Raw genomic sequence first — 1,190 nt, 5'->3', positions numbered from 1 at the left:
GAATCTCAAAACAAATTTGCATCATTCGTTCAACAAGTCGACAAATCAAAAGTTGCAATTCAAAAGTCATTGGATGAAACACAAATTTTATACGACAGTTTAATGCAAAAGTACTTTAGTTAAGGTTTAATAGTGAAATAACTCTAAATTTTGGGAGAATTTCACTATGAATGAAAAATTTATCGAAATAATCAACGATATGGCTGATGTTCTTAATGCAGCACAGCTTAAACGACTACAGGAAGTTTTACTAAAGAGATTAGTTAAAGATGAACCGGAAAAGAAAAAGATTAGCAACGAAGAATACTTGAATAAATTTCTAGAAGCTAAGAAGATTGAAGGCTGTTCAGAAAGAACTATCAAATACTATAAAGTGACAGTTGAGCAACTCTTGAAGAAAGTATTACATCCTATTAGAAAAGTAACAACTGAGCAAATGCGTGAGTATCTAGTTGATTATCAGAAGATCAATAATTGTGGTAAGACAACTATTGATAATGTGAGGCGTAACATTTCTAGCTTCTTTTCTTGGCTTGAAGAGGAAGACTATATTTTGAAAAGCCCGATGCGTAGAATTCATAAGATTCGTGCAGAGAAATTAGTGAAGAATGTTATAACTGACGAGGATATCGAACGGTTACGTGATGGATGTGATTGCTTAAGAGATGTGGCTATGATTGATCTTCTTTATTCTACTGGTATTAGAGTAGGAGAATTGGTTCGACTTAATAGGGCAGATATTAACTTTTCTGAACGAGAATGTGTCGTATTTGGTAAAGGCGATAAAGAACGTAGAGTTTATTTTGATGCTAAATCGAAAATACATTTAATTAATTACTTAAAGAGTAGGATTGATGATAATCCTGCGCTTTTTGTGTCTTTGGACAAACCCTACAACAGATTAAAAATTAGTGGAGTTGAGATTCGACTTCGTCAGCTTGGCAGAAAATTGCATCTTGATAGAGTCCATCCACATAAATTCAGACGAAGTATGGCAACAAGAGCGATTGATAAAGGCATGCCAATAGAACAAGTTCAGAAAATTCTTGGACATTCTCAGATAGATACGACGATGCAGTATGCGATTGTTAACCAAAATAATGTAAAGGCCGCTCATAGAAAATATATATCCTAGCAAATTCAGATTTGTAGTGATGATATGACAAAGTTATTTGATATAACTGGTAAAA

The 1,190-nt window shown here is 33.4% G+C and carries 1 protein-coding gene and 1 pseudogene; both read left to right on the top strand.

Going from position 1 to position 1,190, the window contains the following annotated elements; translation table 11 throughout:
- Positions 1-123 (top strand): annotated as a pseudogene (locus tag CP355_RS10700) (restriction endonuclease subunit S); the annotation flags it as partial.
- Positions 124-166: 43 nt separating this feature from the next.
- A complete protein-coding gene (xerA, locus tag CP355_RS09960) occupies positions 167-1,135 on the top strand; it encodes a site-specific tyrosine recombinase/integron integrase (protein WP_098044450.1) in 969 nt (322 codons plus the stop codon).
- Positions 1,136-1,190: the final 55 nt, after the last annotated feature.

Origin of the sequence: Lactobacillus sp. UMNPBX4 (genome assembly GCF_002554115.1) — a bacterium.
GTDB lineage: Bacteria > Bacillota > Bacilli > Lactobacillales > Lactobacillaceae > Lactobacillus > Lactobacillus gallinarum.
Note: the sequence above shows the minus strand (reverse complement) of the source record. Positions and strands in the feature narration are given on the sequence as shown.